Raw genomic sequence first — 23,833 nt, forward strand, 5'->3', positions numbered from 1 at the left:
TTTAGCACGCTGTTGAGTTCTCAAGGAACGGACGCTTCCTTTGTACTCACCCTCTCGGGCTTTCCTCCGGGCGCTTCCCTTCGGTATTTCGTGTTTCCGACTCTATCAGACTCTTTCGTGTCCGATTTCCTCGGCGCCTTTCAGGTTCCTGCTCGGCGTTTCCGCTTCGCTTCTCCCTTTCCGGCGGGCCCGACTCTATCAGAGGAATTTCGCCGGTTTGACCGGCGGTTCGTTCTGGTGAATCGGAGGCTTCTCTGTGCGGATCTGCGATCCGGAGTGGAGAAGCAGGAAGATGCTCGACCTTCGCCTCCAGGACTGTACCAGCTCCCGGGCAACTGTTCGAATCTACCTCCCCGGTCGGACCGTGTCAACGGTTTTTCCGGGGCGTCGAGGACAGTACCAGCTCACAGCGGGCCGATGCACATCAGGCGGCCACGGGCAGTCCGGCAGGACGGAGGGGGTGACGAAGCCTTCGATGGCGCCGGAGACGATGAGGACCAGCGCGAGGCCCAGGGCCATGCCGAGGGCGGCTCTACCCTCCTGGGCGAGCGCGTCGCCACGGCGGCGCGGGCCGGGGTCGATGACGGTCCAGCCGAGGCGCAGGCCGGTGCCGGCCGCGACGAAGAAGGCGGTCAGTTCGAGCAGGCCGTGCGGGACGAGCAGGCCGAGGAAGTTGTCCAGGCGGCCTGCCGAGGCCATCAGGCCGGTGCCGATACCGAGTTGGCCATGTCCAGGAGCAGGATCGCGATCACCGGCAGGCAGAGGAAGGCGCCGAGGACCAGGCAGAGGGCGGCGGCCTGGGCGTTGTTCGTCCAGACCTGGGCGGCGAACGAGGTTGCCGGGTGGCTGGAGTAGTACGACTCGTAGTCGCCGCCGGGCCGGGTGAGTTCGCGGAGTTCGGCGGGGGCGGCGATGGCGGACCGCACCTCGGGGTGGGTGGCGACCCACCAGGCGACGAGGGTGGCGACCAGCAGGGGGGCTACGGCGGGCGGCGCTCACCAGGTGCGGGTCCGGTACAGGGCCGCGGGGAAGTCGCGCGTGAGGAAGCCGGTGATGTCGCGTCGGCCGCTGCGGCGGGTCGCGGTCACCTTGCTGCGGGCGCGCGCCACCAGGCGGGTCAGACGGCCGGTGAGCTGGGGGTCGGGGGCGGCCGAGCTGATCAGGGAGAGGTGGGTGGTGGCGCGCTGGTAGAGGGAGACCAGTTCGTCGGCCTCGGCGCCGGTGAGGCGGCGACGGCCCAAGGAGAGTGTCCAGGCGTCGCCATTCCGCCTCGTGGGCGGCGACGAAGACGTCGAGGTCCATCCGGGGCGTCCCTCCTGGTGTGCGCGGGCCGGGGCGGGGGTGCCCGTCAGCTTGGCAGACTGGCGGGACGGAGGGCGGCGGGAGGAGAGGCGGAGCGGTGAGCGGTCCGGTGACGGGCGAGGCGGTCGCGCTGGAGCTGCGGCCCGCGAAGTTGCTGAGCCGGGGCGCGGCGGTCCTGATCGACCTGGTCGTGACCTGGCTGGTCTGTCTGCTGGTCATGGTGACGGTGCTGGCCGCCACGGCGTCGCTGGACGAGGCGGCGGTGGCGGCGGTCGCGGTCGCGGTCTTCCTGCTGGTGCCGGTCGGCGGGCCGATCGCCGTGGAGACCCTCAGCCACGGCCGGTCGCTGGGCAAGTGGGCGTGCGGGCTGCGCGTGGTGCGAGACGACGGAGGCCCGGACCGGTTCCGGCACGCGCTGGTGCGGGGTGCCATGGCCATGGTCGCGATCCTGCTGACGGTGGGCGTGCTGGCCTGCGTGGCCTCGCTCGTGTCGGAGCGCGGTCGGCGGATCGGGGGCGTGTTCGCGGGGGCGCTGGTGGTGCGCGAGCGGATCCCGGTGGGGCGGGCGCCGGAGCCGACGGCGCCGGAGCCGTGGCTCGCCGAGCGGGTGCACGGGCTGGACCTGTCGTCGGTTCCCGAGCCGCTGTGGCTCGCGGTACGCCAGTACCTGGGCCGGGCCTGGCAGCTGGATCCGCAGGTTGGCGCGGCGATGGCGGGACGGCTCGCCGACGACCTCGCGACCCGTACCGGGGTGCCGGCGCCGGCCGGGGTGCCCGCCGGCAGCTATCTGGCGGCGGTGGCGTACGAGCGCCGTGAGCGGGAGCGCCGTAAGGCGTCGGCCACGCCTCAGGCGTCGCCGGAGGCCGGGGCCGAGGTCGCGGGTGTCCGGGCCTACGGGATCGGTGAGGCCGTACGGGAGGAGCGGAGCGAGCGGAACGGGCCCGCCTCGCCGCGAAGGGGCGGGGCCGGGTGGTTCCGTTCGGGTTCCGACGGCGCGACGGGTTTCGTACCGTCCGTGTAGGGGTGGCCGCGGTGGTCAGTCGGGGAAGCGGCTCGGGGGTGTCTCCAGGTCCTCCAGTTCGATGCCGGGGAAGCTCAGGACCACGTCGCCCGCGAGGTGGAGGGTGTGCTGTTCCCCGGTGTCCACGTCGCCGATGAGGTACTCGTCCACGGTGAGCGGGCCGTTGTCAGTGGCGTGTGTTTCGCTCGTTCGCAAGGCCCACTGCTGGTCGAGCGTGCGGGGAGCGAGGGCCTGGCCGGTGAAGGAGACGAGGCGGACGCGGGTCGGGGGTGACGTGGTGGTCAGGCGCAGCAGGCGGGCGGTGGCGACGAGGAAGGCCGGGGAATTCCCGGTGAAGGCGTGGGCGGCGACGGTGCCTTCGGCGGCTTCGTGCCCGGTGGGGTCGGTGCGCACCCAGGTGACGCCTTCCAGGGCGCCGCCGCGGACCTGCCAGCCGCCTGAGTGGAGTTCCAGGCGGAGCGGGCGGCCGAGGTCGTCCAGGGTGAGGTCGATGGAGCCGAGGTGGTCGGGGCCGTCGGAGGTGTCGGGTGCGGTGCCGTGCGCGTGGGTGTCGGACGCCGGTGCGTGAGTGGTGAGTTGGGCGACGTAGCGCCAGCCGTGCGGGCCTGGCGCGCAGTGGAAGTGTTCTTCGGCGAGGGGGGTGTGGTCGTGCGGATCGTGCAAGGAGTAGCGGCCTTTGGGCATGGGCTGCGGAACCTCGTGGGTAGCCGGTGTGAGGACAGGCCCCCGCCGTGGTGGCGGGGGCCTGCGGTGAGGCTGTCGGGCCGGCTGTTCCGGCGCCGGCCTGCGGGCTCAGTACCGGTAGTGGTCCGGCTTGAACGGGCCGTCGACGGAGACGCCGATGTAGGAGGCCTGCTCCGGGCGCAGCGTCGTCAGCTTGACGCCGAGGGCGTCGAGGTGGAGACGGGCGACCTTCTCGTCCAGGTGCTTGGGCAGCACGTAGACGTCGGTGGGGTACTGGTCGGGCTTGGTGAAGAGCTCGATCTGGGCCAGCGTCTGGTCCGCGAAGCTGTTGGACATCACGAAGGACGGGTGGCCGGTGGCGTTGCCGAGGTTGAGCAGGCGGCCCTCGGAGAGCACGATGATCACCTTGCCGTCGGGGAAGGTCCAGGTGTGAACCTGCGGCTTGACCTCGTCCTTGACGATGCCGGGGATCGCGGCGAGGCCCGCCATGTCGATCTCGTTGTCGAAGTGGCCGATGTTCCCCACGATGGCCTGGTGCTTCATCTTGGCCATGTCGGCGGCCATGATGATGTCCTTGTTGCCGGTGGTGGTGACGAAGATGTCGGCCTGGCCGATCACGTCGTCGAGGGTGGCGACCTGGTAGCCGTCCATCGCCGCCTGGAGGGCGCAGATCGGGTCGATCTCGGTGACGATGACGCGGGCGCCCTGGCCGCGCAGGGACTCGGCGCAGCCCTTGCCGACGTCGCCGTAGCCGCAGACGACGGCGGTCTTGCCGCCGATGAGGACGTCGGTGGCGCGGTTGATGCCGTCGATGAGGGAGTGGCGGCAGCCGTACTTGTTGTCGAACTTCGACTTGGTGACGGCGTCGTTGACGTTGATCGCCGGGAAGAGGAGCACGCCGTCGCGCTGCATCTCGTAGAGGCGGTGGACGCCGGTGGTGGTCTCCTCGGTGACACCGCGGATCTCCGAGGCGAGCTGGGTCCACTTCTGCGGGGACTCACCGAGGGTGCGGGTCAGCAGCTGCAGGATGACGCGGTGCTCGTCGGACTCGGCGGTCGCCGGGTCGGGGACCTTGCCGTCCTTCTCGTACTGGACGCCGTTGTGGACGAGGAGGGTGGCGTCACCGCCGTCGTCCAGGATCATGTTGGGGCCGCCGGTGGGCGTGTTCGGCCAGGTCAGGGCCTGCTCGGTGCACCACCAGTACTCCTCCAGCGTCTCGCCCTTCCAGGCGAAGACCGGGACGCCCTGCGGGTTGTCCGGGGTGCCGTTGGGGCCGACCGCGATGGCGGCGGCGGCGTGGTCCTGGGTGGAGAAGATGTTGCAGGAGGCCCAGCGGACCTCCGCGCCGAGGGCGGTGAGGGTCTCGATGAGGACGGCGGTCTGGACCGTCATGTGCAGCGAGCCGGTGACGCGGGCGCCGGCCAGCGGCTGCGCCTCGGCGTACTCCTCGCGGATCGACATCAGGCCGGGCATCTCGTGCTCGGCGAGGGTGATCTCCTTGCGGCCGAACTCCGCGAGGGAGAGGTCGGCGACCTTGAAGTCGTGCTGCTGGGCGCTTGCCATGGTGGGCTGCTCCTCGTATCGGGTCGAGGGTGGGTACGGCTGACAGGGCGGACGGGCGGACACACCGGTGTCCGGCCACCCGCACTCGCAGTCCGTCGGAGGCCCTCTCTCCCTCGGCCGACCCGGTGGGGGCCGCCCGACCGCCATCAGCAGCGACGTCTGTCTCAAGGACCGAATCTACACCGATCGCCCGTGCGGACCCCAGCCCGCACCGGGGTCCGCGGCGATCGTGCAGGTCAGTGCGGTGCGGAATCCGGGGCGGGGGTCATACCGGGGTTGGTCCCGCTCGCGGCGGCCGCCTCGTCGTAGATGTCGGGTTCGAGGTAGATGGCGCGGGCGATGGGGACGGCCTCGCGGATGCGGGCCTCGGCGGCGTTGATGGCGGCGGCGACCTCGGCGGCGGTGTCGTCGTGCTGGACGGCGAGCTTGGCGGCGACGAGGAGTTCCTCGGGGCCGAGGTGGAGGGTGCGCATGTGGATGACGCGGGTCACGGTGTCGCCGTCGACCAGGGCGGCCTCGATCTTGCGGACCTCTTCGAGCCCCGCGGACTCGCCGAGCAGGAGCGACTTGGTCTCGGCGGCCAGGACGATCGCGATGACGATGAGGAGGACACCGATGCAGAGGGTGCCGATGCCGTCCCAGACGCCATTGCCGGTGGCGAGGGCGAGTCCGACGCCGCCGAGGGCGAGGATCAGGCCGACCAGGGCGCCGAGGTCCTCGAGGAGGACGACGGGGAGCTCGGGGGCCTTGGCCCGCCGGATGAACTGGCCCCAGCTCTGCTTGCCGCGGAGCGGGTTGGACTCCTTGATGGCGGTACGGAAGGAGAAGGCCTCGGCGATGATCGCGAAGACGAGGACGCCTACGGGCCAGTACCAGTGCTCGATCTCGTGGGGGTGCTTGATCTTCTCGTAGCCCTCGTAGATGGCGAACATGCCGCCGACGGAGAAGAGGACGATGGAGACGAGGAAGGCGTAGATGTACCGCTCGCGGCCGTAACCGAAGGGGTGCTCGGGGGTGGCCTGGCGTTTGGCGCGCTTGCCGCCGACGAGCAGCAGCCCCTGGTTGCCGGAGTCGGCCAGCGAGTGGACGCTCTCGGCCAGCATCGAGGACGACCCGCTGAAGAGGAAGGCCACGAATTTTGCCACCGCGATGGCGAGGTTGGCGGAGAGTGCCGCGACGATCGCTTTGGTGCCGCCTGACGCGCTCATGGTTCTGGGTCCCAATCCCTTGGTCCTCCCGGGCCGCAGCGGCGGTCCGGGTGCCGCGGCCGGACAGGGCCGGGCCGCGGCGGGACATTGTTACAGCAGCCGGAGGGGGCCGCGGGGGGATCAGGTAAGGGCGGTGGCGCGGAACACAGTCCCCGGCCCACGCAGTTCGACCGGCTCGCCCGCGGGGACGAAGACGGACTGGCCGGGGGCGAGCGGCAGGTCTCCGGCGGTGGGCGCGCCGTCGGTGCTCAGGAGGATCTGCGGGGTGGGCAGGGACAAGTCGCGGCCGGGGCCGCCGGGTGCGAGGACGAGCCGGGAGAGGCGGAAGTCGTGGACGGGAGTGTCGTAGACCTCCTCGCCGTCGGGGGACGCCTCGGGGCGCAGGACGGCGGGGGTGGCGGGGTCGAAGCGGACGATCCGCAGGAGTTCGGGTACGTCGATGTGCTTGGGGGTGAGGCCGCAGCGCAGGACGTTGTCGGAGGCGGCCATGATCTCCACGCCGAGTCCGCGCAGGTAGGCGTGGGGGACGCCCGCGCCGAGGTAGAGGGCCTCGCCGGGCTGGAGGCTGACCTGGTTGAGGAGCATGGCGGCGAGGACGCCGGGGTCGCCGGGGTAGTGGCGGGCAAGGTCGGCGTAGGTGGCGTGGGCGCCGCCGAGGCGGGCGCAGGCCGCGGCGGCCTCGGTGACGGTGGCGGCCATCTCGTCGCGGTCGGCGGTGAGGACGGCGGTGAGCATCTCGCGCAGGGCGCCTTGTTCGGGGCGGGCGTGGAGCAGGTCGACGTAAGGCTTCAGGGAGTCGACTCCCAGGGCCGCGAGGGTGTCGGCGGCGTCGGCGGGGTCGCGGAAGCCGCAGAGCCCTTCGAAGGGGGTCAGGGCGCAGACCAGTTCGGGCTTGTGGTGCGGGTCCTTGTAGTTCCGCTCGGCGGCGGTGCGGGGGACGCCGCGGCGCTCCTCGTCGGCGTAGCCGGTCCGGGCCTGGTCACTGTCGGGGTGGACCTGGAGGGAGAGCGGGGCGTCGGCGGCGAGGAGTTTCAGGAGGAAGGGGAGGCGCGGGCCGTACCGGGCGGTGGTGGCGGGGCCGAGTTCGCGGTCCGGGTCGGCCGCGATGAGATCGGCGAGGGAGCGCGGGCCCGCGCCGCGGTCGACGAGGGAGGGGGCGCCGGGGTGCGCGCCCATCCAGAGTTCGGCCTGCGGTTCACCGGTGGGCTCGGTGCCGGTGAGGTGCGGGATGGCGGTGACGGAGCCCCAGGCGTAGGGGCGGACGGTGTTCTGGAGGCGGTCCATGGTGTGGCTCCACAGGCGTCGGGCGGAAAGGGGCGGGTCCGCCGCCGTCGGCCGGGGCCTCGGGCGCGGCCTGCGGGTGGGGTGCGTCGGGGCGGCCGGTCAGCGGCGCGGGTGGTGCCCCGTCATGATCGGGGGGTGGTGGCGAGCGCGAGGTAAACGGCGGCGAAATCGGTGGTGGCGATCAGCTCCGCGGCGGCGGCGAGGTCGCTGCCCTCGCCCGGTTCGAGTTCGCTGAGCGGGGCGGAGTGGCCGAGGGCGAGTTCGCGGGCGGCGGGGGCGGCGGTGAGGCCGCCCGGCGGCCGGTCGCGGAGCAGCACCACGCGGGCGCGCAGCGGCTCGGGCTCGTCGACGCGGTCCCGGAAGAAGTCGTCGGGGTCGGTGGTGTCGGCGATGCCGGTGACGAGGAGGGCGCCGTGGGCGGGGAGGGCCTCGGGGAGGGCGGCGGTGAGGGCGGGGTGGCCGGCGAGTTCGGCGAGGAGCGCGGTGAAGCGGCGGCCGATAGGTCCGGCGCCGGGGCCTTCGGTCCAGACGAGGGGGAGGGATTCGGCCAGTTCCGCGGCGAGGGTCTTGGCCGGGTTGGAGTAGGCGGCGATGGCGGGGCCGCAGCGTTCCGCGGTGGTGTCGAGGCGGTCGGCGAGGTCGTGGACGGCGTCGACGGGGGCCGCGACCAGGCCCGTGCGGTCCATCAGGAGCAGCAGCGGGGTGAGCAGGGCCCAGAAGGCGCCGGGGGCGGCGGTCGTGCCGTTGGCGTACGCCTCGACCGGCTCCTCCTCCGGAACCTCGCCGGGCGCGGTGGCCATGGGGACGGCCAGGCCGTGCGCACCCTGGACGGCTTCGGCGACCGGGGTGTGCGTGGGGGCGACGGCGACGACGGTGCAGCCGCGCCGGTAGGCCTGTTCGGCGAGGAGGCCGAGGCCGGGTTCGCCGCCGTCGGGGGTGGCGATCAGGAGCAGGTCGACGGGGCCCGCCCAGCCGGGCAGGGCCCAGCGCAGGGCGCCCGCGGCGGCCGCGACGCCGGTCGGGGCGAGCGGGACCACGGGGCAGGCGCCCCCGGCGAGCGTGCCGAGGAGGTCGGCGACCGCGGTGGCGGCGGTGCCGGGGCCGGCGATCAGCACGGTACGGGGGCGGCCGTCGGGGCGTAGCTCGGTGATGCCCGCCTCGGCGGCCAGGCGGGCCGCCGTACGGACCCGGGCGCCCGCGCCGGCCGCGTCGCGCAGGAGGCCGCGCGGGTCGGCGCGGGTGAGCGCCTCGGGGTCGTCGAGCAGAGTCTCGTCGAACATGGGAGGGGCCTCCGGTTGGCTGGCCGGGCACGCCTCGGGGCGGCGGGCCCGTACGGGTGCTCCTGCGTCTGCCCCCGGGGTGGGCGGCCTACCTCTACGGCGGCCGGGCCCGGCCGGGGTTGGGCTGCGCCGCGTGCGGGGCGCTGGGGTTCGGTCCGCGTTCCGCGTGCCCGGGGTACGCCCGGGGCGGGCGGTACGCCTGGTTCGGGCGGGTCAGGCGGGGCGGCGGGCCTCGTCCACCAGGAGGACGGGGATGCCGTCGCGGATCGGGTAGGCCAGGCCGCAGTCGTCGCCGGTGCAGAGCAGTTCCGGGCCGGAGTCGCCCTTGGACTCTTCGAGCGGGGCGTGGCAGGCCGGGCAGGCGAGGATTTCCAGGAGGCCGGATTCGAGCGCCATGGGGGTTCCCTTCGGGGATTCGGGGTGCGTATGGGCCTGCGGCCCGCGGGAGCAGCCTACCGGTGGGGGGCTTGTCGGTGCTTGGCCTCAGGTGTCGGCCGGGCTGTGTTTGGGCGGTGTCCGGTTCGACCGTGACGGTCGCTGATTGGCCTCAAGCGCCGGCCGGGCTGACTTTGGCCGCTGTACGTCTCGACCTCACGGTCACCGATGGCCTCAACCGCCGGCCGGGCTGACTTTGGCCGCTGCACCTCTCCACCCTGCCAGTCACCGATTGGCCTCAAACGCCGGCCGGGCTGTTGGGGTGGGTGTTGCGGCTACGATCGCCTGCCTCTTATCGAAGAGGCCCGGACGCGGGGGGAGAGCGTGCGCAGCGGGGGTGTTCGGAGCGCGTACGCGAGGGTGCGGGCGCGGGGTGCCGGAGCGGCAGGGGTGGCGGACGACCCCGTCGACGTACGTGGTCTGCGCGCGGGACCGGGCCATCGACCCCGAGACGCAGCGGCGGATGGCGGCGCGCTGTACGGAGGTACGGGAGTGGCCGGTCGGCCACTCACCGTTCGTCGGGCGGCCGGAGCTCGTCGTCGGGCTCGTACGGGAGGTGCTCGCCGGCCTCGGGGAGGGGGCGGCGCCGTCGTGAGCGAGGCCGGTCAGCCCCGGACGATCCGCAGGACGTCCGCCGTCAGCTGGTCCAGGGTCTCGCGGTCCTTCGCCTCGACGTTGAGGCGGAGGAGGGGTTCGGTGTTGGAGGCGCGGAGGTTGAACCACCAGTCGGGGGTGGTGACGGTCAGGCCGTCGAGGGTGTCGACGGTGGCGCCGGGGCGGTCGGCGTAGGCGGCGCGGACCTGGGCGGTGGTGGCCTGCTGGTCGGTGACGGTGGAGTTGATCTCTCCGGAGGCCGGGTAGCGGTCGTACGCGGCCACGAGGGCCGAGAAGGGGTCGGGCTGGCCGCCGAGGGCGGCGAGGACGTGGAGGGCGGCGAGCATGCCGGTGTCGGCGTTCCAGAAGTCGCGGAAGTAGTAGTGGGCCGAGTGCTCGCCGCCGAAGAGGGCGCCGGTGGCGGCCATCTCGCCCTTGATGAAGGAGTGGCCGACGCGGGTGCGGACGGGGGTGCCGCCGTGCTCGCGGACCACCTCGGGGACCGACCACGAGGTGATGAGGTTGTGGATGACGGTGCCGTGGCCGCCGTTGCGGGCCAGTTCGCGGGCGGCGACCAGGGCGGTGACGGCGGACGGGGAGACGGGTTCGCCGCGCTCGTCCACGACGAAGCAGCGGTCGGCGTCGCCGTCGAAGGCGAGGCCGAGATCGGCGCCCTCCTCGCGGACGCGGGCCTGGAGGTCGACCAGGTTCTTCGGGTCGAGGGGGTTGGCCTCGTGGTTCGGGAAGGTGCCGTCGAGCTCGAAGTAGAGCGGGACCACCTCCAGCGGCAGCCCGCCGAGGACGGTGGGGACGGTGTGGCCGCCCATGCCGTTGCCCGCGTCGACGACGACCTTGAGCGGGCGGACACCGGTCACGTCGACCAGCGAGCGCAGGTACGCGGCGTAGTCGGCGAGGGTGTCGCGGCGGCTGAGGGTGCCGGGGGCGGCGGCGGGCGCGGGGGCCGAGGCGGGGTCGTCCAGCCAGCCCTCGACCAGGGCGCGGATCTCGGCGAGGCCGGTGTCCTGGCCGACGGGGGCGGCTCCGGCGCGGCAGAGCTTGATGCCGTTGTACTGGGCCGGGTTGTGCGAGGCGGTGAACATCGCGCCGGGCAGGTCGAGGGCGCCGGAGGCGTAGTAGAGCTGGTCGGTGGAGCAGAGGCCGATCTCGACCACGTCGAGGCCCTGCTCGGCGGCGCCGCGGGCGAAGGCGTGCGAGAGGCCCGGCGAGGAGGGCCGCATGTCGTGGCCGACGACGAGGGCGCGGCTGCCGGACGGGGCGGCGGTGACCTGGGCGAAGGCGGCGCCGAAGAGGGCGGAGATGTGCTCGTCCCACTGGTCGGGCACGACTCCGCGCACGTCGTACGCCTTGACGATCTGTGAGAGGTCCGCGGTCACGGCTGGCCCTTCTTGCCGGTGGGGCTGGTTTCGGACCGCCCAAGCTACCCGGAGCCGTCGCCGTCCCCGCCGGGCGGGCGGACAGGGCCGGGCCGGCGGGCGCCGCCCGGACGTAGGGCGCCGGGATGACGCGGGTCAGGGAGATGGTGGTGGCCACGCGGCGGCCGTGTCGGCGGCGCGGACAGCGGGGTGGCGGGCGGCGTACGCCGGCGTGATCCCCCGCTCGTACCTGGCGGCGATGAGCGCGGAGCGCGACGCCGAGTTGCGCGTACGCCGGTTCGCGGCGGGGCGCGCGGCCGGGTTGCGGAACCTGGTCGCGGTCGACGCGGCGGGCGAGGTCGTCGGCTGGGCCTGCTGCGGCCCGCGCGAGGCCGGGGCGGGCGGCGCCGGCGGGCGGGACGAGGGCGAGCTGTACGCGCTCTACGTACGGCCCGAGCTGCTCGGCCGGGGCATCGGCCACGCCCTGCTCGACGCCGTCCACGGCGAGGCGGCGGCGCGCGGCTGGGGCGCGCTGGTGCTCTGGGTGATCGAGGCCAACCCCCGCGCCCGGGGCTTCTACGAGGCGTCCGGGTACCGGGCGGACGGGGGCGCCCGGAGCGAGGAGTACGACGGGGCGGCGGTGCGGGAGGTGCGGTACCGGCGGGAGGCGGGGCTGCCGCCTGCGGGTGAGCGGGGGCGCTTGCCGGGCTGGGGCGGGGGTGGCGGGCTTCGCGACAGGCTGGGTGCGCGGCGGGGCCGACCGCGGCTGGTAGGTAGGCCCGCCCTGACTCCGGCAGGCGCGTGCCCGGGCCCTCCGGCGGACGGCAGACGGCGTGCGGCGCCGCCACCGGTCGCCGGGGTCGGCGGACGGGGGCGGTGGAGCGAGAAGTGCTACGGGTGGCAGTGCTGGAGGTGCCCGTACCGGTGGAGGCGGGGAGGGCGAGAGCTGCTGGCCCAGCAGGCCCGGCTGGGCCGCCTGGGCCGGCTGATCGAAGGGCCCACCTCCGGCAGGGATGACCGGCCGCCGAGAGTCGGGGAGGCGGGGAGTCGGGGCGGGTAGGGCCAGGGATGCCACGGCGCGACGGTGCAGACGACGCCCGTACCGGTGGAAGACGTGGAGCGGGGGCTGCTGAAGCGCCGCCCGGCTCAGGCCGGTGAGCCGGTTCTCGGACGCACCGCAGTGAACAGCGCCCGGGCGCCCGGCCGGGCCGAACCGTGCTCCGGGGGCAACGGCTCCCCGCCCACCGCTCGGCACGAGTAAGCCGAGGTCTCGCGGCAGACGGCCGTCCGCCTGCCACGCCGCCACGGGACCCGGCGCTGACCCGAGTTCGTACGACGGCGGCACGCCGACTCTTCGCCGTGCATGGCCCCGGCTCTCCAGGCTCGGGAGCGAGGACTGCGGAGACCCACCAGGCTCGGGCCCGTGAGCCCGTCCTCAGAGGCGCCCCGGCGAACGACCCCGAGCGCCCGTCCAGGCCGAGCCGTACGCGGGGAGAGCGGGCCCCGCCCACCGCTCGGCACGAACACGCCGAGGCCCCCCACAGACGGCACTCCGCCCACCGCCGAACCCGACGCGGACCCGGCCGCGTAGAACAGCAGCCCGCCGACTCTTCGCCGTGCACGACCCCCGCTCCCCAGGCCCGGGAGCGAGGACTGCGGAGACCCACCAGGCTCGGGCCCGTGAGCCCGTCCTCAGAGGCGCCCCGGCGAACGACCCCGGGCGCCCGTCCGGGCCGCCCCGCACATGGGAAAAGCGGCCCCGCCCCACCGCCCGCCAGGAGCACGCCGGGGCCCCCGACAGACGGCAGTCCGCCTGCCACGCCGCCACCGGCCTCGACACGGGCCCGGGCTCGTACCACAGCGGCCCGCCACATCTTCGCCATGGACGGCCCCGGCCCGCAACCCCTGAGCGAGCGCACCACCCCCGTCACACCGCCCCGCCCACCGGAGGAGCGGCGTGTCCGAGGCACCGGCGAGCCCAGCCTCGTAACCACTCCCCCGGCCGGACAGCCCAGCTCCGACCGCCGCCCGCTAGGGCAGCATCCATCCCAGGACAGCCGTGCTCTGTGCCACCACGATCAGGCACATGACCAGGAGCAGGCCCAGGCTCCACGGGAGGACCTTGCGGAGGAGGTCTCCCTCCTTCCCTGCGAGGCCGACGGCGGCGCAGGCGATGGTGAGGTTCTGGGGGGAGATCATCTTGCCGAGGACGCCGCCGGAGCTGTTGGCGGCGGCGAGGAGTTCGGCGGAGAGGCCGGATTCGCGGGCGGCGGTGACCTGGAGGGCGCCGAAGAGGGCGTTGGCGGAGGTGTCGGAGCCGGTGACGGCGACGCCGAACCAGCCGAGGACCGGGGAGAGGAAGGCGAGGCCGGCGCCGGCGGCGGCGACGGTGTAGCCGATGGTGGCGGCCTGGCCGGAGAGGTTCATGACGTAGGCCAAAGCGAGGACGCTGACCACGGTGAGGATGGCGAAGCGCAGTTCGTGGACGGTGGAGCCCCATTCGCGCAGCGCCTCCCTGGCGCGGACGCCGAGGACCAGGGCGGTGAGGACGCCGGCGATCAGGACGAGGGTGCCGCCGGTGGCGATCAGCGGCAGCGAGAAGACGTTGGCGCCGACCGCCTCGCCGTCCGCGTCGGCCACGGCGAGGAACGGCCAGTCGAAGGTCTGCGTCGCCATGGCCAGCAGCTCCTTGACGGGCGGGATCTGGGCGAGGGAGAAGACGGCGACGATCAGCGCGTACGGGGCGTAGGCGCGGTAGACCTCGGGGCGCGGGTCGTCGTGGTCGAGGTCGTCGCTGCGGACCCCCTTGAGGACGGAGGTGCGGACGGCCTCGTCGGCGGGCCTGCGGGCGCTCGGCACCAGCATCAGGGCGGCGGCCCCGGCGAGGGCGGCGGCGATGTCGGCGAGCTGGGCGGAGAAGTAGTTGGAGGCGAGGAACTGGGCCGCGGCGAAGGCCACGCCGCAGACCAGGGCGGGCAGCCAGGTCTCGCGCAGCCCGCGCCTGCCGTCGACCAGCCAGACCAGGACCAGCGGCACCACGAGGGCGAGCAGCGGAGTCTGACGGCCCACCACGGAGGCGACGGAGTCCAGCGGCAGTCCGGTCACCTGCGCCAGCGTCACCACCGGGGTGCCCATCGCGCCGAAGGCGACGGGGGCGGTGTTGGCGACCAGGGCGACGACGGCGGCCCGGACGGGGTCGAAGCCGAGGGCGACCAGCATCACGGCGCTGATGGCGACGGGCGCGCCGAACCCGGCCAGCGCCTCCAGCAGGGCGCCGAAGCAGAAGGCGATGACCAGCGCCTGGATGCGGGGGTCGTCGGAGAGGCGGCCGAAGGAGCGGCGGAGGATGTCGAAGTGCTGGGTGCGCACGGTCATGCGGTAGACCCAGAGGGCGTTGACGACGATCCACATGATCGGGAAGAGGCCGAACAGGGCGCCCTGGGCGGCGCTGGAGAGGGTCTGGCCTAGCGGCATCCCGTAGACGAGCCAGGCGACCAGGGCGGCGACGGCGAGGCCGAGGGCGCCGGCGAGGTGGGCCTTCATCCGGACGGCGCCGAGCAGGACCAGCACGGTCATCAGGGGGAGGGCCGCGACCAGCGCGGAGAGCGGCAGGGAGTCCGCTACGGGCTCCAGGGGTTGGACGAACACGCGTGCCTCCTGGCGGGGGTCGGGTGGAGCGCGGTTGCCGTTCGTACGTGCCGGGTGGTGCGTTGGGGCTTGTGGGGGTGCGTGCCGGTGTGGGGGTTGTTTTCCGGTGGGCGGAAGGTGATCTCGGTGGTTGGGCATGGTTGTGGGCGCCGGGAGAGTTCGTCAATGGGTTGAACGAAATCGGCGCCCGGTCGCGGTGACCGGGCGCCGGGGGCGTCCTTCGGGAGGGGCTGCGGGAGCCGGAGCCGGGGCGGTGCCCCGGGTGGTGAGCCGGTGTCAGGAGTCCGGCGAGCGGAGCACGCGCAGGTGGCCGCGGCGGGTGGCCGGGAGCTGCTGGTCCGGGGCGGGGCGCGGCGCGGGGTCCGGGGTGCGGTGGCCGGGGGCGGCCGGGCGGTCCTGCGGGCGGGCTGCCTCGCGGACGGCGTCGGCGAGCGCTTCGAGGTCGTCGCCGCTGGGGCGGGCGGGGCCCGCGGAGTCGGCGAGACGCACGACTTCCCAGCCTCGGGGCGCGGTGAGGCGCTCGGAGTGCTCGGCGCACAGGTCGTAGCAGTGCGGTTCGGCGTAGGTGGCGAGCGGACCGAGGACTGCGGTCGAATCGGCGTAGACGTACGTCAGTGTTGCGACGGCAGGGCGACCGCACGCGGTGCGCGAACAGCGACGTACAGGGCTCACGATGTTGGACGGTACCGCACTCTTGAACGGGCCGCGACGACTCTCCCCCGCCGGCCCCGCCGTGTCGGTCCTGGCAGGGGTTCGGCGGGACCCTTCTGAGGTGGGGTGATGCGGTGCGAGGTGGCCGGCGCGGCGGGTCGGCCGGAGTGGGGGCACGGGTGCCGGAGAGCGCTTTCCGACAGGTTCGCGCCCCGGATTGGCCGAAACCGGCCGACGCCGGGGGGAGTGATCGTCCGGGCACTCCGGGTGCCGACCGCGGGGGGCGGACTACGCTGCGACGGTGATGGACGACGTATCTCCGGGTTCGCCGGACCCCGCGGACGCGCCGGGCACCGCCGGGCGCCGCGACGCCACCGGCTCGCCCGCCGTGCCGCACTGCCCGCCCCCCGGCGGCCCCCGCCCGCGCCACCGCGACCGGCACGGGCGGGGCATGCGCGGGCCGGTGGCGCCGCCGCAGGTGCCGCTCTCGGCGAGCAGGGCGCAGGTCTTCGACGACTTCGTGCGGGACTCGGTGGAGCGGCTGGAGCGGCACGTGCCGCAGATCGCCGACATCGACTTCGTCGTCCAGGAGGTGCCGATGCCGCAGGGGCTCGGTGACGACTGGCTGGACGAGGCGGTGCCGCTGGGCGCCGCCGTGGGGGCCCGGAAGGGCCGGGCCGCGCAGGTAGTGGTCTACCGGCGGCCGGTGGAGATCCGCGCCAGGGGCCGCGACGAGCGGGCGCTGCTGGTGCACGAGATCGTGGTGGAGCAGGTCGCGGAGTTGCTGGGCCTGGCCCCGGAGGCGGTCGACCCCCGGTACGACGAGGGGGAGTGAGCGGCGCCGCCCGCCCCGGCCACCGGTCTTCCGGGGCGGGGCGGGCGGGCGCCTTCGCGCTGGTCAGTCCAGCAGGACCCGCATCTGCGGCCGGGCGGCCGGGACGGTGACCGTGCCGCGGTCGTCGGCGAGGTTCTGGACGGTGAACATCGGGACGCCGCCGGCTGCCGCGCCGCTCAGCGTGAGGGTGCGGGAGGCGTGGACGGGGCCGCCGGAGACGGTCTCGACGGTCAGGGCGTAGGTGCCCTTCAGCGAGTCCGGGGCGGGGATGTCCACGGCCTGGGTGCGGCCCGCGGGGACGGAGTACGTCTTGGTGGCGGCCGTGCCGCCCCCGGTGCCCGCGGACGCGGTCACCCGGACCTTGGCGGCCTTGCCGGACGCGGTCAGCGCCAGGTGGGTGCCCTTGGCGCCGTTGCCGGTGACGGTGGCGCGGTCCCCGACCGGGCGGGCGGCCGGGATGAAGGCGCTCTCCTGGTCGGCGCCCTTGCCGCGGATCACCCGTACCGCGGCCACCACCGGGGTCCTCCCGGAGTCGCCGGTCGGCGTGAGCACCAGCGAGCCGGGCTCGCCGCGGGTGACGTCGCCGAGGTCGACGGCGGTGGTCATGCCCGACTTCAGGTGCAGGGTCTCGTGGCCGGCCGGGCTGAGGGCGTTGTGGGGTCCGGCGACGGAGACCTTCAGGTCGGCGTCGGCGGAGCCCGGCGCGAAGGCGATCAGGCGGACCGCGGTGGCGTCCTTGGGGATGCCGGGCAGCACCACGGAGTCCGAGGGTTCGGCCGAGGGCGCGATCCAGTCGCCGCCGACCTTGTCGTCCAGCGCCTGCACGGCGGCGGCGACCCGGCCGCTGCGCGCGGTGACGTGCACGGTCAGGTTGGTCTGCGGCTTGCCGGTGAGGGTGGAGAGCAGCACGGGGACGCTGGAGCCGGGCGGCACCTGGATGCCCTCGCCGACCTCGGAGTCGAGAGCGCCGTCCTTGCCGTACAGCTCGATGTCGACGACGGCGGCCGAGTCGTCCGGGTTGGTCAGGTGGAGGTAGTCGCTGCGGCCCTCGGCGGTGGAGGCGCCGGGGAACCAGAAGTCGGTGTCCGGTGCCGCGCAGCCGAGGCCGTGCAGGCCGCGTCCGGCGCCCGCGGTGAAGACGGTGGTCTGCTGGGCGCTCCACCCCGGCGCGAGGCTGCCCTCGGCGAGCCCGATCAGCGCGGGCGCGCCGGAGCCGTTCTCCTCGGCGGTGACCGGGGTGCCCTGCTTCTCCACGGCGAGGAAGGGCTTGGCCTCCTTCTCGCCCTTCTCCCCCGCGCCCTTGCCCTTCTCGTCGTCCTTACCGCCCTTGTCGCCCTTGCCGCTCTCACCGTCCTCGTCGGCGAGGCCGCGGGTGGCCGGGGCCAGGGCGGCCGTGCCGGAGTCGGAGGCGACCTCCGTCCTCGGCGTGTACGCGGTGTAGGTCGTCTCCGCCAGCTCCGAGCTGCTGGGCGCCGGGCAGAGCAGCGAGGAACGCTCCACGGGCTGCTGAGCCGCCTTGCCGACGGGGGCGGGCCCGTCCTCGGGGGCGGCGACGGCGGCCACCGAGGTGATCGCGGCGAGCGCGGCGCCGGCCGCGATCAGGGACAGGGTGGTGCGCTTCACTGCTGGCTCCCGTCGGGACGCTCACGGCCGTGGCCGTGGGGCGGCTGCTGGTACTGCCCGTACTCCGGCGCCGCCGGGTCGTAGCCCGTGCCGTAACCCTGGCCGTCGTACCCCTGCTCCGGCTGCTGCTCGTACCGGGGGTAGGGCTGCCGCCCCTGCTCCAAGCCACCCTGTTGGCCCTGGCCCTGCTGGTACGGGTCGTAGGGGGCCCCGTAGGTGTTCGGGTCGTAGCCGGGCTGGGGCGGGTAGCCCTGGGCGGCCTGGTCGTAGCCGGGGGTCTGGTAGCCGTACGGGTCGTAGCCGCCCTGCTGGGGGCCGGCGGGCTCGTAGGGCTCGGGGGCGGGGGCCGTGTAGGCCGGTTCGTCGGCGTCGGGGGCCTCGCGCTGCTCCGGCAGGCCGGGCTCGGCGTCCGGGGCGGTGGCTTCGGCCTCCGCCTCGGCCTGGGCGCGCAGGCGGCGGGCGCGGCGGCCCTCACCCGGGACGGGCTGGACGGGGACGGGCGCGGGCTCGTCGGGGAGGTCGTCGTCGACGGTGCGGCGGCGGCCCGGCAGGGCGAGGACGATCAGGACGAGGCCGAGGAAGCCCTGCGCCCAGATCCACACCGTGTGGGTGAACGGCGCCTCGAAGGTGACGTCGAGGCGGCCGCCCCCCTCGGGCAGGGTGAAGCCCTGCGCCCAGTCGTCCACGGTGACCCGCTCCAGCGGTTCGCCGTCGAGAGTCGCGGTCCACCCCGGGTCGGCGGTGTCGGCGATGCGCAGGACACGGCCGGCCGGTCCGGCGGGGATCTCGGTGTGGAGTTCGACCGGGCCCGCGGCGACCGGCAGCGGTTCGCCGGAGCCGTCCTTCGCCACCACGGCGGCGCGCGAGACCTGCCGGTCGACGCGCCACAGGGCGCTGCCGTCCTGCTGGCTGAGGCGGGTGAGGCCGGGCGTGGAGTCCAGGACGCGGCTCATCTCACGCGGGGAGCCGTCGCGGACCAGGACGTAGCGGACGGCGAAGCCGCCGAGCTGGTCGGCCTGGTCGGCGCCGGACCCGGCGACGAGGCGGGCGACGACGGTGGAGAGCCGGTCGTCGGTGCCCGCGGAGGCGGCCAGTTCCGCGTCGCCGAGCCGGCCCCCGGAGCCGCGCACCAGGGCGTAGCTGACCTCGGCCGCGGAGTCCCCGGCCAGCACGAGGGTGCGGGCCTGGTCCTGGGTGCGGCTCTCCTCGGCGACGAACGCCGGGACCTGCACCGGGTCGCGGCGCTCCAGCGGCCCCTCGGCCCCGGCCGCCATCCAGGTGAGCGCGGCGGCGGCCGGGCCGAGCGCGCAGGCCAGCGCGATGAGCGCGGCCAGCGGCTGGCGCCAGCCGAAGCTCTGCTCGGCGACCCGGTGCCGGGCACCGTCGGCACCGACCAGGGCCGCGCCGAGCAGGGCGGCGCCCTGGACGAGGGTGGCCGGTCCCGCCCAGCCGGAGCCGTTGGCCAGGACCGCGAAGAGCAGGGCGGTCAGGGCGATCGCCCAGGCGGTGAGGATGGCCCGGCGCCGCTCCTGGCGGAGCAGGGCGGCGAGAGCGGCGGCGACCACGCCGAGCAGCACGACGCCGCCGAGGGTGCCCGGGCCGCCCGGCGAGGCGCCGAGCAGGTCGAGGGGGCCGGCGTCGCCGCTGCCGGTGTCGAGCCCGGCCGTGCTGAAGAAGCCGAACGGCAGCAGCGTCAGCGACCAGGGCGCCAGCACCAGCAGCGGGGTGGCGAACTGGGCGACGAAGCGCGGCGCGTAGGTGCGCAGGGCGGCCCGGCGCAGCGCGAGCACGCCGACACCGAGGACCAGCGCCAGCGGCCACACCAGCGGCGCGAAGGCGGTGGCCAGCGTCAGCAGCAGGGTGTACGCCCAGGTGGCGCGCCAGGTACCGGGGTGGCCGAGGAGCCCGGCGGCGGAGAGGCCGGCGCGGGCCATGAGCGGCAGCAGCACGGCGAGGACGGCGGTCCCGAGGTGGCCGCCCGCCAGCGCGCCGGTGACGGCGGGCAGGAAGGCGTACGCGACGGCGCCCCAGGCGCGCAGCAGCCGGGAGGGGACCAGGGAGCCGGAGGCGAGGTAGGCGGCGCAGCCCGCGAGCGGGACCGAGGCGACCAGGACCACGGTCACGGCGGTGTGGGTGGAGCCGAGGAGCAGCGCGGCGAGGGTGGCGAGCAGCGCCAGGTACGGCGGTGCGGGCTCGGTGGTGCCCGTGCCGACGGCGTGCCAGCCGTCGGCGTAGCGGCCCCAGAGGTCGCCGAGCTGGTCCGGTACGGGCAGCAGGGCGCCTCCGGCGAGGGCGCCGCCGCCGAGCAGGGCGCGGCAGGCGACCAGCGCGGCCAGCAGGAGGACGGCGAAGAGGACCGGGCCCGGCCTGCGGGCGAGCCGCTTGAGGCGGGCGAACTGCTCGACCTCCAGGAAGTCGGCGTCGTCGCCGCCGGGGCCCGACTCGACGGCGCCGCCGTGGCGCCCGGCGCCCGCGGCCTCGGGGTCGGAGCCGCCGGTGAGGTTGCCCGCGACCTGTTCGACGGTGGCCCGGACGGTGGCGCCGGGCGGCGGGAACAGCGGGCGCAGCTCGGCCGGTTCGACGGTGTCCTTGCCGCGTCTGCGGCGGGCGCCGAGGAGGCGGCCGGGGCGCAGCAGGGTGCCGAGGAGGCCGGAGATCTCGTCCACGGCCTGGCCGGGGACCTTGCCGACGAGGTAGGCGAGGGTGCGCGCGACGGTACCGACGACGAGCCGCAGCAGGACCCAGGGCAGCACGGCGGTACGGCTGTTGACCAGCAGGGTGTGGACGGCACCGGCCTTGTCGACCCGGTGCGGGCTGGTGGTGGAGCGGCCGGCGCAGTCGACGGTGCGGCGTTCGCGGGAGGCGGCCTCGGCGTGCCGGAGGACCGCCTCGGGGGCGACGAGGACGCGGTGGCCCGCGGCCTGGGCGCGCCAGCACAGGTCGACGTCGTCGCGCATCAGGGGCAGGGCGCGGTCGAAACCGCCGAGCTCCTCGTAGACGTCGCGGCGGATCAGCATGCCGGCGGTGGAGACGGAGAGGACGGGCCGGACGTGGTCGTGCTGGCCCTGGTCCTGCTCGCGGCGGTCCAGGCCGGTCCAACGGCGGCCGCTGTGCGCGATGGTGACGCCCACTTCGAGGAGCTGGCGACGGTCGTACCAGCCGCGCAGCTTGGGGCCGACGACGGCGACGTCGCCGCCCGCCTCGCGCTCGGCCTCGACGGCGCGCAGCAGTTCGGCGAGGGCGTCCGGTTCGGGGGCGCAGTCGTCGTGCAGGAGCCACAGCCACTGCTCGGGCTCGCCGTACGGCAGCTCCGGCAGGTCGTAGGCCTCGTCGCGCCACTGGCGGGTGACGGGGTCCCAGCCGCTGGGCCGCTTCAGGTAGGGCAGGTCGTCGGGGGTGAGGATGCCCGCGGCGCGGACCGCCTCATCGACGGCGGTGCCGAACCCGGTGCGCCGGGCGAGGTGCAGGACCCGCTCGTCGCCGAGGGCGTCGGTGACCAGACGGGCGGAGTCGTCGGCGCTGCCGGTGTCGGCTGCGACGGCGTCCTGCACCGGCCGGTCCTGGCCGAGGAGTCCGGCGAGGGCGTCGGGCAGCCAGCGGGCGCCGTCGTGCGTGACCAGCACGGCGGTGACGACATGGCGCGCGTAGGCGGGTGCGCTGGTGGGGTCGAGGCCCGGGAGGCTGGTCGGGGTGGCCGTCATGGCGGCGGCCGGGTCCGACATCGACCCTGCGGAGGCGGCCGGGTAGTGGGCCGCCGAGTGGCTGTGCACGGACATCGAGGTACGGGCCCCGGTTCGATGGACTGCGGTGACGCCCGCGGGCGGGCGGGAGTCTCGGACGGGGCCCCACACTAACGGCACCGGGGGCGCCGGGATGTCGCCTGGCGGCGACGGGGGGTGCCTCGGGGCGGAGTTGGGGTGGCCCCCGAGTGGGCCTGGCTCCTGGCCTCAAACGCCGGCCGGGCTCCCATTGGCCTCAAGCGCCGGCCGGGCTGTTGTGGCCTCAAGCGCCGGCCGGGCTGGATGTGGCCTCAAACGCCGGCCGGGCTGAGTTTGGCGGGCTCGGGGTGGGTAGTGAGGTGACTGGTGGTGGTGCCTGAGGTCACTGATGGCCTCAAACGCCGGCCGGGCTCCCATTGGCCTCAAGCGCCGGCCGGGCTGTTGTGGCCTCAAGCGCCGGCCGGGCTGGAGGGCGTGGCTGGCGGGCTCCAAGCGCCCGGCGGGTTCGAAGCGGGCCTGGGTGGGCCCGAAGCAGGCATGGGCGGGCCGAAGGAGGCCCGAAGCGGGCCTGGGTGGGCCCGAGGGTGTGACTGGGTGGGCTCGGTGAGCCGGCTTGGGTGGGGCCCGAGCCGGCTCGGGTGGGCCGGAGCGGGCGCGGTGGGCTGGGGGTGTGGCGGCGGCGGAGCGCTGGGACGGGCGCTCCGCTCGGGGGCCGGGGCCGAGGGCCGGCCGGTTGGGTGGTCGGCGGTCGGCGCTGGGGGTCCTGCTCGCGGAGGGACGGCGCGGGCGGGGTTCGCGGTGGCGGGGCGGCGGCTGGGGGCCGGGGCCTCGGGGTGTACGGACCGGGCCGTACGATCTCGCGGTCGTACGCGCCGGGCGGGCGCGTACAGGTCGTGCGGGCCCGCGTGGGGCGGGCCGGGCGCTGGGGCCCAGGTCAGACGGCGGCCTTCTTCAGGCGCCGCCTCTCGCGCTCGGACAAGCCGCCCCAGATACCGAAGCGTTCATCGTTGGCGAGCGCGTATTCGAGGCATTCCGAACGGACTTCACAGGCGAGGCAGACCTTCTTGGCCTCACGGGTGGAGCCGCCCTTCTCGGGGAAGAAGGACTCGGGATCGGTCTGGGCGCAGAGTGCGCGCTCCTGCCAGCCGAGTTCTTCGTCCGCTTCCTCGACCAGCAGTTGTTCGAACAGCTCGGTCATTAGCGCCCCTCGTCTGTCTTTATGTCCCCGTGATGCTGTCGTTACCGGTTCCGGCCGGGCGACACGAGTGAAATTACAGGTGCGCCGATCCGGGCGAGTCAAGCCGGGATCTGCTATTGAGCCCCTTATTCACTCTGCGGAACCAAGCCTTCGCGGTAAGTGTACAAATCGTCCTAAACCCGTACCTTTTCCGTCACCCAGTGGCGCAGGAGGCGGAAAATCCGCTTCCACACGGCCTCCGGAGGCCCTTCCCGCACCCCCCTCCGACAGGAGGGACGCCACCCTTGGGGACCGCGTTGCGCGAGCGCCGCCGAAGCGAACTTGATCACAGCGCGGTCACAGGATGACAACGGCGCTCACCGTGCCGATCCAGACTCGACCTGGTGCGCCGTGTGTCCCGGACCGGCCGTGCACAAACCTTTCTTCCGGCCGGACAACCGGATGTGGTGAAACATTTGCCACAATCCGGACCATGAGTTGACATCGCGGGTGTCAGCCGGTGTCCTGTGGGGCATGCTCGCGAATTCGGCGCTTTCCTGGACCCGCCCTGTCGGCTCCATCGACGCTGCCCACATCTGCGAGCCCTGTCCGCGGAGCCTCTGTCCCTCCGCCGCCGGCTGTCGCCCCGCCGGCCACGCCTGCCGCTGACCGCACCGGCCGCCCACCACGGGCCGACCCGCGCAGCACCCCCGTACCGCACCCCGGACCGCCGGTCCGCGCCCGGCCGCACCCCGGCCCGGTGGCACCGGCCGTCCCCCGTACGCCGCACCCCGGCGTGGTACGCCCCGGCCCCGCCCACCCCGCACCGGCCGCCCCGCAGGCGTCCTCCCCTCCCCACTCCCCCGCGCCCACCGGCGAGCGGCCGACCGCTCGCCTCTCCCCGCCGAGGAACCCCCGCACCATGAACCAGGACAGCGACCTCCAGATCGCCGGAGACCTGCTGGAAGTGCAGCACCTGCTGCAGCCCGCACCCGAGCACCCGAGCACCGTCGCCGGGTTCGTCCGGCTCGCCCGGACCGTCGCCGCCGACCGCACCCGCTGGGCGCCCCTCGTCGCGTACGACCCGACCAGCCGCTGGTACCACCGGCTCGAGACCGGACCCGGCTACGAGGTGTGGCTGCTCTCCTGGCTCCCCGGGCAGGGCAGCGGCGCCCACGACCACGGGCGCTCCGCCGGCGTCATGACCGTCCTCGACGGGACCCTCACCGAACACACGCCCGGCGGCCGGGACGTACTGCGCCCCGGCCGGCACCGCGTCATCGCCCCCGGCCACGCCCACGAGGTGGTCAACGACGCGCTGGAGCCCGCCGTCAGCCTCCACGTCTACTTCCCCGGACTGACGAGCATGCCGGTGCGGACCCTGGAGCGGGCCGCGACCACCGCGGCCGGCGGACAGGCACGCCTGACACACTGAG

General features: G+C 74.6%; 17 protein-coding genes and 1 pseudogene. 5 read left to right on the forward strand and 13 right to left on the reverse strand.

Annotated elements, in window-relative coordinates; translation table 11 throughout:
* Positions 1-444: 444 nt before the first annotated feature.
* Positions 445-1,302: pseudogene (locus ACFWMZ_RS05025) on the reverse strand (stage II sporulation protein M); the annotation flags it as partial.
* A gap of 97 nt (positions 1,303-1,399) precedes the next feature.
* On the opposite strand from ACFWMZ_RS05025, the gene ACFWMZ_RS05030 reads away from it, so the two are divergent.
* Positions 1,400-2,323 (forward strand): RDD family protein, encoded by a 924-nt coding sequence (locus ACFWMZ_RS05030; RefSeq protein WP_383199572.1) that lies wholly within the window; start codon positions 1,400-1,402, stop codon positions 2,321-2,323.
* Between the two features lie 15 nt (positions 2,324-2,338).
* Here the strand turns inward: ACFWMZ_RS05030 and ACFWMZ_RS05035 are convergent, their stop codons facing one another.
* From ACFWMZ_RS05035 to ACFWMZ_RS05060, 6 genes are all read right to left on the reverse strand, one after another.
* Positions 2,339-3,007, reverse strand: a complete 669-nt coding sequence (locus tag ACFWMZ_RS05035; RefSeq protein ID WP_383181983.1) for a hypothetical protein — start codon at positions 3,005-3,007, stop codon at positions 2,339-2,341.
* Positions 3,008-3,115: 108 nt separating this feature from the next.
* Positions 3,116-4,570, reverse strand: coding sequence for an adenosylhomocysteinase (gene ahcY / locus ACFWMZ_RS05040; RefSeq protein ID WP_383181985.1), 1,455 nt, complete (start codon positions 4,568-4,570; stop codon positions 3,116-3,118).
* A gap of 236 nt (positions 4,571-4,806) precedes the next feature.
* Positions 4,807-5,778 (reverse strand): cation diffusion facilitator family transporter, encoded by a 972-nt coding sequence (locus ACFWMZ_RS05045; protein WP_383181987.1) that lies wholly within the window; start codon positions 5,776-5,778, stop codon positions 4,807-4,809.
* 120 nt (positions 5,779-5,898) lie between these two features.
* Positions 5,899-7,062 (reverse strand): mannose-6-phosphate isomerase, class I, encoded by a 1,164-nt coding sequence (manA, locus tag ACFWMZ_RS05050; RefSeq protein ID WP_383199573.1) that lies wholly within the window; start codon positions 7,060-7,062, stop codon positions 5,899-5,901.
* A gap of 122 nt (positions 7,063-7,184) precedes the next feature.
* Entirely contained in the window at positions 7,185-8,342 is a 1,158-nt protein-coding gene (locus ACFWMZ_RS05055) for an SIS domain-containing protein (RefSeq protein ID WP_383199575.1), read from the reverse strand.
* Between the two features lie 213 nt (positions 8,343-8,555).
* Positions 8,556-8,738 carry a Trm112 family protein gene (locus ACFWMZ_RS05060; protein WP_383181993.1) on the reverse strand — a complete coding sequence of 61 codons (183 nt, stop codon included), beginning with the start codon at positions 8,736-8,738 and terminating at the stop codon, positions 8,556-8,558.
* A gap of 301 nt (positions 8,739-9,039) precedes the next feature.
* Between ACFWMZ_RS05060 and ACFWMZ_RS05065 the strand changes: the two genes are divergently transcribed.
* The gene (locus tag ACFWMZ_RS05065) at positions 9,040-9,372 is read left to right on the forward strand and encodes an alpha/beta fold hydrolase (RefSeq protein WP_383199577.1); all 333 of its coding nucleotides are present in this window, start codon (positions 9,040-9,042) and stop codon (positions 9,370-9,372) included.
* A 10-nt stretch (positions 9,373-9,382) separates the two neighbouring features.
* Here ACFWMZ_RS05065 and ACFWMZ_RS05070 read toward each other — a convergent pair whose 3' ends face one another.
* Positions 9,383-10,765: a phosphomannomutase/phosphoglucomutase gene (locus tag ACFWMZ_RS05070; RefSeq protein WP_383181995.1), complete on the reverse strand. Its 1,383-nt coding sequence runs from the start codon at positions 10,763-10,765 to the stop codon at positions 9,383-9,385.
* 211 nt (positions 10,766-10,976) lie between these two features.
* Here ACFWMZ_RS05070 and ACFWMZ_RS05075 point away from each other — a divergent pair, with 211 nt between their 5' ends.
* Positions 10,977-11,804, forward strand: coding sequence for a GNAT family N-acetyltransferase (locus ACFWMZ_RS05075; protein ID WP_383199579.1), 828 nt, complete (start codon positions 10,977-10,979; stop codon positions 11,802-11,804).
* A 971-nt stretch (positions 11,805-12,775) separates the two neighbouring features.
* Here the strand turns inward: ACFWMZ_RS05075 and ACFWMZ_RS05080 are convergent.
* A complete protein-coding gene (locus ACFWMZ_RS05080) occupies positions 12,776-14,392 on the reverse strand; it encodes an L-lactate permease (RefSeq protein ID WP_383199581.1) in 1,617 nt (538 codons plus the stop codon).
* Positions 14,393-14,668: 276 nt separating this feature from the next.
* Positions 14,669-15,064 (reverse strand): DUF3499 domain-containing protein, encoded by a 396-nt coding sequence (locus ACFWMZ_RS05085; protein ID WP_383182001.1) that lies wholly within the window; start codon positions 15,062-15,064, stop codon positions 14,669-14,671.
* Between the two features lie 430 nt (positions 15,065-15,494).
* Between ACFWMZ_RS05085 and ACFWMZ_RS05090 the strand changes: the two genes are divergently transcribed.
* Positions 15,495-15,878: a metallopeptidase family protein gene (locus ACFWMZ_RS05090; RefSeq protein ID WP_383182056.1), complete on the forward strand. Its 384-nt coding sequence runs from the start codon at positions 15,495-15,497 to the stop codon at positions 15,876-15,878.
* 63 nt (positions 15,879-15,941) lie between these two features.
* Here ACFWMZ_RS05090 and ACFWMZ_RS05095 read toward each other — a convergent pair whose 3' ends face one another.
* The 3 genes from ACFWMZ_RS05095 to ACFWMZ_RS05105 form a co-directional block, all read right to left on the reverse strand.
* Complete coding sequence (locus tag ACFWMZ_RS05095) at positions 15,942-17,501, reverse strand: DUF5719 family protein (RefSeq protein WP_383199583.1); 1,560 nt, start codon at positions 17,499-17,501, stop codon at positions 15,942-15,944.
* A complete protein-coding gene (locus ACFWMZ_RS05100) occupies positions 17,498-21,277 on the reverse strand; it encodes a glycosyltransferase (RefSeq protein ID WP_383199585.1) in 3,780 nt (1,259 codons plus the stop codon). Before ACFWMZ_RS05100 ends, ACFWMZ_RS05095 begins: the two co-directional genes overlap by 4 nt.
* Before the next feature lie 877 nt (positions 21,278-22,154).
* Positions 22,155-22,418, reverse strand: a complete 264-nt coding sequence (locus tag ACFWMZ_RS05105) for a WhiB family transcriptional regulator (protein ID WP_003950432.1) — start codon at positions 22,416-22,418, stop codon at positions 22,155-22,157.
* Between the two features lie 901 nt (positions 22,419-23,319).
* On the opposite strand from ACFWMZ_RS05105, the gene ACFWMZ_RS05110 reads away from it, so the two are divergent.
* Positions 23,320-23,832 (forward strand): cysteine dioxygenase, encoded by a 513-nt coding sequence (locus tag ACFWMZ_RS05110; protein WP_383199587.1) that lies wholly within the window; start codon positions 23,320-23,322, stop codon positions 23,830-23,832.
* Position 23,833 lies beyond the last annotated feature (1 nt).

It is taken from the genome of Streptomyces sp. NPDC058373 (assembly GCF_042723275.1).
Lineage (GTDB): Bacteria > Actinomycetota > Actinomycetes > Streptomycetales > Streptomycetaceae > Streptomyces.